Raw genomic sequence first — 5,490 nt, 5'->3', positions numbered from 1 at the left:
AATTAACAATTAACAATTAATAATTACCTCTTCTTGAAAAGAAGACGATTGGTTAAAAGGGAATTTTTTTTCTTCTCTTGGTCGATTTCCGGAAATTAAGTTTTTACTCAAGCATTACAAAGGTTTGAAATTAATTATCGGAGAGGTCTATTATAAATTTAGCAATTTCATACCTAAAATCAGCAACGACTTTTATTTTTTTGACGCTACCCTATATTTCCAGGTTTTATTCAAACTTATACCTTATATATCTGCAATTTTCTGTATCAAATTATATATATATAGCAATTCCCATACTGGTGAGCTACAAAATTCAAGTCTAGTAGGGTGCGTTTCGCTGCGCGACATGAAAAGACGGCTAAAATTACTTGTTGTGAATGCTATTTAACAATCCGTCGTAACGCATCATTGAATATGTGTCGGTACTGAAACAGCTAATGAGTGTACATTAGATTATTGGGGTGGGCGACGGAGTAGACGGGGTGGGTTCATCTCATCAAATTTTGACACCATTAATTTAACTCAGAGCCCGCCCCTATTTTTACTGATGAAAGAACATACTAATTAAAGGTAAAAAATTCAACAATATCCAACTCCAAAACCAGTAATTATTTTGCTGTATAGAAAAATCTGGTTCTGCTAATAAGTAATCAATTCTTTCCGTCAAACGGTTCGGGGGAGTCGTACAACTAAATGCTGCATAAAAGTTAGTTGGTTGAGTCAAGCGATCGCTCACCATTAATAACAAAGTCTCCGCCAACAATAACCCATCTACTTGTTTTTTTGCCCACTGGTCTGCACGAATTTCTCGTAGAGTCAAAAGTTCCTGCCATAGAACTTCCGTATTTGGTAAAAAAGGAACTATTTTTCCCAACCAACCTAACCAGAAAAACCAAAAAGTATCTCGATAATAATAGTGAGCTTGTTCGTGATTTAAAACTGCATAAAGTTGCTCGGAGTTTAATCTTTCTACAAGACCTTTACTAACAACTAACTTAGAATTCCAAAACCCTATTTGCGCACTAAATAAAATTGGATTATCAAGTAAAAATACAGACTTACCTTTAATATTTATTTGAGGATAATCATCAACCTTTTGTACAGACCGCCAGCCTTGATAACCTAAAATCAAACCCCAAATAGCTGTCCATCCGCAAAAACCCCAGGCCAATACATAACTAACCCATCCAGTTGAGAATCCCAACATTTCTCCTTCAGGCCCCATACAAATCACTGCAATGGAGGTTGCGATTAAAAGTAGGGGCGGAGAAATAAATAATAGTAAAGAGCGCTGCCAACGGACTAACCAATGAGGAGAAATGAAAAAATCCACATATCTCAGAGCATAAGCTAAACCTAGAGCCAAAAATATAATTATTAAGTGCATTATTTTTCCTCCTCCCTAGCTTTGCGCACAGCTTTTAGCTTCTCGGCGATCGCCTCTATTTGTTCTATACTAGCAGAGTCTAAACTATCGGCAAAAGCGGCCACCACATCAGGATTTCCTACTTCCAGAAATTGATTTAATTGTTTGTGCGCTCTCAATATTTTGTCTTCTCGACGAGAAATCAAAGGTCGCCAGACAAAGGCACGCTCACTTTCATCACAGACTAACCAACCTTTTTGAGTGAGGCGACGTAGAACAGTTGTTACTGAAGTATAAGCTAACTCCCGGTCAGGGTCAGCCAGAATAAGTTCATGTACCTGTTTAACTGTGGCACAACCTAAATCCCAAACAATATTCAAAATTTCTGTTTCCAGAGGGCCAAGGGACATTTGTTGTGGACGGTAATTTGGTAGAGGACTCATATTTTTTTAGTTTTTCAATTTTTGCTTTCCTTAGTTAGAGCTAAAGTTTGGAAGTCAGNATAAGCTAACTCCCGGTCAGGGTCAGCCAGAATAAGTTCATGTACCTGTTTAACTGTGGCACAACCTAAATCCCAAACAATATTCAAAATTTCTGTTTCCAGAGGGCCAAGGGACATTTGTTGTGGACGGTAATTTGGTAGAGGACTCATATTTTTTTAGTTTTTCAATTTTTGCTTTCCTTAGTTAGAGCTAAAGTTTGGAAGTCAGAAGTTAAATTCTCTTTGAGAGTTTGAGGACTTTCTAACCCAAGCAATTGCTATAAAAATTTCTTGTTCTTCTGGCAAATTATTTAAGTATAATAAAGGTTGTACATAAATATAGTCATATATAGTTAAATATAGTCATATGGTCTCCAGAAATTTGGGTGAGTGTTGAGATAATTTAATAATGTCTGTGATTATAGAAAATCAAATAGCCTCAAGAGTCAATGATCTGACTTCAATAGGGTGAAATTCCTGGACTGACACGCTACCTCTAGATNAGAAATTGAATCAGGGAGATAATCACGCAAAGAGGTAAAGAAAAGCAGTCTCAAATGTCTTTGACTATGAGATAGAGAAGCCAGTGCGTTGGGCGGGTCTCCCGACTTGAAGCAACTGGCGTGGTGTTGTAGTTCACCCAGTCAGGGTAACGCCTGCATACATAGAGATATGTCATATTTGACTATATTTTTATGAACTATGACAATCTGTCTTATTAATGTATAATTACATCTAGATACAGAATAATCAAAAAAAACAGGAGTTTAAAGATGCGTTTTATCTCTTCACTTTCCAAGTCTATAGCACTACTAGCTTGCGTAGTTAGTCTAGTTATCGGTAGTCTAGTATTCTCTAATCCAGCACAAGCAGCAAACTATACAGTAACAATGGGTGCTGGCGGACTACAATTTGGCCCCAAGAAAGTAGCTGTTAAGCCAGGTGATACAGTTACATTTAAAAATGGTATGCTTGCACCTCATAATGTAATGTTCAATCCTGCTAATTCACCAGATTCAGAACTGTCAAAATCACTTTCCCACAAACAATTGGCATTTAAAGCTGGAGAGAGCTTTGATGTAAATATTCCAGCAGATGCTACACCTGGTGATTATGAGTTCTTCTGTACTCCTCATCGTGGCGCAGGTATGGTTGGCCATATAGTTGTAGAATAATAGCAAAACTTAACTAATATATCACACACCGAAACTAAGTTAGGTTGATCTTGGTTTATTGTTATTAGGGATGACAACAATATCTCTGTCTTCGCCTAATCATAAATATTTATTTGGAAAAAAACTTTAGGGACGTTCTATAGAACGTCCTTATAATTTTTGGAGATATTTCATAGTTAATGGAAACTGTAAAACCCTTAACTAATTAAAGTTGAAATTGAAGACTATTAAATATTCCTCTCTCTAAAAGTTAAGTATTTTAGGGGGAGGATAGTCATTTTAATTAAGTAACCTTAAAATCTTAGTACAAATAATATCAAATTCCGTAGTATTAGTATCAACACAGAAACCGGGTTTGTGCGGGTAAATGTTAGTTTTGTTGAATATCTAATATAAACCCGGTTTCTTATCAGTCTCCAAAAAAACTTTTTGATAATCATTAATTTAATTTTTATAATTTAATTTTTATGTTTGACAGCCTGTCGTTTGACGTAATGCCCGACTTAATTCAGAATAGGAAACGCAGATTTAANTTAATAGTTAAAAAAGAAAGCCGAAAAAATATAAACCCGGTTTCTTATCAGTCTCCAAAAAAACTTTTTGATAATCATTAATTTAATTTTTATAATTTAATTTTTATGTTTGACAGCCTGTCGTTTGACGTAATGCCCGACTTAATTCAGAATAGGAAACGCAGATTTAATCATTATCTGTATTTGTGTTGAGAGAGGAGAACAAATGAAAAAATTACTATCCATTGTGCTATTAGCCATAGCGTTTGTTGTTGTTGCAGTACAACCTCCAGCTTTAGCTGCTGATATAGCTCATGGAAAGCAGATATTCACAGGTAACTGTGCAGCTTGCCATATCGGAGGTAAGAATAGCATTAACCCAACAAAGACTTTAAGTAAAGCAGATTTAGAAAAATGGGGTATGTTCAGTGAAGAGAAAATTATCTATCAGGTAACAAATGGTAAAGCTGCTATGCCAGCTTTCAAAAGGCTTGGAGCAACTTCCATTGAAGATGTTACAGCTTATGTTCTAGATCAAGCTGAAAAAGGTTGGTAATAATTAATATCAAATTAGGAAAAGATAGGAGAGAAAAGTTTCCAACTTTACAAATGAAACCTTTCTCATCTTGATAATATATTCCTTGATAGTTGGGGTGAAAATTAGAGCTAGATATAATAAATCTATAGCTCTATGTATTCGCCCCAATATTATTATTTGAAGTAAATATATACGGTGAGAAATGAATAGATTTGATCGATTTCTGCTCAGTATCGGTATAGTCGTTACCGTCCTATTTTTGTCATTCTCGCCACCGATGAAAATTGCAACTGCTAACTCAGATATCGGCAATGCTAAAAAGTTTTTCACTCAAGGTATAGCTCATACTGAAAATCAAAACTATAAGCAAGCAGTTGAGAATTTTACCAAAGCAATAGAACTTAATTCTAACTTTGCCAGTGCTTATAGTAATAGATGTTTAGTTTATCTTCAATTGGGAAAATATGACCAAGCGATCGCTGACTGCACCGAAGCAATAAAAATTAATCCAGAAAATATAGAAGCAAATCTCAATATAGGTTTAGCTTACTACGAAATCGGTAATTACCAACAGGCAATTGTAGAATATACTCAAGTGCTTAACCAAAACGATAATGATTTTCGTGCTTTATACAACCGAGGATTAGCTAATTTTGAACTGAATAATTATCAGGAAGCAATAGCAGACTNTTTAGCTTACTACGAAATCGGTAATTACCAACAGGCAATTGTAGAATATACTCAAGTGCTTAACCAAAACGATAATGATTTTCGTGCTTTATACAACCGAGGATTAGCTAATTTTGAACTGAATAATTATCAGGAAGCAATAGCAGACTATAACTTAATTTTAGCAAATACTCAACAAGATGCTAATTTTAATCAAGCAGATATTTATAATGAAAGAGGTCTAGCATATTTAATGTCAAAAAATATGCACAAAGCAAAAGCAGATTTTAGTTATGCTATTTCTATAGATGCTGGTAACTCCAGAGCATATTATAACAGAGGTTGTGTTTGTAGCAAGATGGGAAACATTGAAGCAGCAATGGCAGACTTTAGTAAAACTCTCAAACTTAATCCCCATGAAGCTCAAGCATATTTAAACCGGGGGTTATTGCGTCAAGAGTCCGGACTTTATCAAGCAGCAATGCAAGATTTACAAGCTGCTGCCAAGTGTTTTTGCGATCGAGGCAATATGGCAGCTTATCATCACACTCAAGCGTTGATTAATGGATTACAAAAATGGCTGTTATCATCTAATCAAATTGCTATTGGTTAAAAAGCTAAAGTCTTTGTTTGTAGTTGCGCTTTAGCGCTCCAAAAAATCTATCAGCATCAAAAAGCATAAAAACCGGGTTTGTACTAAATACCTCACCATACTAACATCTACCTCCCATAAACCCGGTTTCTTATAA

6 protein-coding genes and 1 pseudogene are annotated in these 5,490 nt (G+C 35.3%); 4 read left to right on the top strand and 3 right to left on the bottom strand.

Annotated features, from left to right (window positions below):
• Positions 1–541 precede the first annotated feature (541 nt).
• From AFK68_RS12710 to AFK68_RS12700, 3 genes are all read right to left on the bottom strand, one after another.
• Positions 542–1,387 carry a M56 family metallopeptidase gene (locus AFK68_RS12710; RefSeq protein ID WP_094673134.1) on the bottom strand — a complete coding sequence of 282 codons (846 nt, stop codon included), beginning with the start codon at positions 1,385–1,387 and terminating at the stop codon, positions 542–544.
• Entirely contained in the window at positions 1,387–1,809 is a 423-nt protein-coding gene (locus AFK68_RS12705; protein WP_094673133.1) for a BlaI/MecI/CopY family transcriptional regulator, read from the bottom strand. The genes AFK68_RS12710 and AFK68_RS12705 overlap by 1 nt, the downstream gene beginning before the upstream one ends.
• 59 nt (positions 1,810–1,868) lie before the next feature.
• Positions 1,869–2,018: BlaI/MecI/CopY family transcriptional regulator (locus tag AFK68_RS12700; protein ID WP_210407378.1), on the bottom strand; the 150-nt coding region annotated here is incomplete at its 3' end.
• A 602-nt stretch (positions 2,019–2,620) separates the two neighbouring features.
• On the opposite strand from AFK68_RS12700, the gene petE reads away from it, so the two are divergent.
• The 4 genes and pseudogenes from petE (at position 2,621) to AFK68_RS44970 (ending at position 5,354) form a co-directional block, all read left to right on the top strand.
• Positions 2,621–3,022, top strand: coding sequence for a plastocyanin (gene petE / locus AFK68_RS12695; protein ID WP_094673132.1), 402 nt, complete (start codon positions 2,621–2,623; stop codon positions 3,020–3,022).
• A 738-nt stretch (positions 3,023–3,760) separates the two neighbouring features.
• A complete protein-coding gene (gene petJ, locus AFK68_RS12690) occupies positions 3,761–4,090 on the top strand; it encodes a cytochrome c6 PetJ (protein WP_094672992.1) in 330 nt (109 codons plus the stop codon).
• A gap of 184 nt (positions 4,091–4,274) precedes the next feature.
• Positions 4,275–4,761, top strand: a pseudogene (locus AFK68_RS44975) (tetratricopeptide repeat protein); the annotation flags it as partial.
• Positions 4,762–4,778: 17 nt separating this feature from the next.
• Positions 4,779–5,354: a tetratricopeptide repeat protein gene (locus AFK68_RS44970; RefSeq protein ID WP_371357359.1), complete on the top strand. Its 576-nt coding sequence runs from the start codon at positions 4,779–4,781 to the stop codon at positions 5,352–5,354.
• Positions 5,355–5,490 lie beyond the last annotated feature (136 nt).

This window comes from Hydrocoleum sp. CS-953, assembly GCF_002260545.1.
Classification (GTDB): Bacteria; Cyanobacteriota; Cyanobacteriia; order Cyanobacteriales; family Microcoleaceae; genus Trichodesmium.
Note: the sequence above shows the minus strand (reverse complement) of the source record. Positions and strands in the feature narration are given on the sequence as shown.

Bases quoted from the DNA above. Each gene is read 5' to 3' on its own strand.
- petJ (WP_094672992.1), top strand. From the start codon at position 3,761: ATGAAAAAATTACTATCCATTGTGCTATTAGCCATAGCGTTTGTTGTT.
- petE (WP_094673132.1), top strand. From the start codon at position 2,621: ATGCGTTTTATCTCTTCACTTTCCAAGTCTATAGCACTACTAGCTTGC.
- AFK68_RS12705 (WP_094673133.1), bottom strand. From the start codon at position 1,809: ATGAGTCCTCTACCAAATTACCGTCCACAACAAATGTCCCTTGGCCCT.
- AFK68_RS12710 (WP_094673134.1), bottom strand. From the start codon at position 1,387: ATGCACTTAATAATTATATTTTTGGCTCTAGGTTTAGCTTATGCTCTG.